The 236-nt window shown below is 65.3% G+C and carries 1 protein-coding gene; it reads right to left on the bottom strand.

Annotation, left to right across the window (positions count from 1 at the left end):
* Nucleotides 1-236, bottom strand: a 236-nt coding sequence (locus DM373_RS28610; RefSeq protein ID WP_157966928.1) for a hypothetical protein, incomplete at both ends; no start/stop codon positions are given.

Consider the following 236-nt stretch of genomic DNA (forward strand, 5'->3'; position numbering starts at 1 on the left):
GCGGTGCGGCGGTTCAGCGCATCGTACTCATGGCGCCATACCGCCACCATCGGGTCGCCGGTCATCAGGTAGTGCTGATGTTCGCGGGTCAGGTTGCCGGCGTCATCGTAGAACCACTGCAGCTTGCTGACGGCATTGAGCGCCTGGATCAGCTTGCCGTTGCCATCGTAGGCGAAGGTTTCGCGCTGCTGCTGATCGCCCTGGCTCGCGCAGCGCTCGACCAGGCGCCCCATGGC

The organism is Pseudomonas sichuanensis (assembly GCF_003231305.1).
Lineage (GTDB): Bacteria > Pseudomonadota > Gammaproteobacteria > Pseudomonadales > Pseudomonadaceae > Aquipseudomonas > Aquipseudomonas sichuanensis.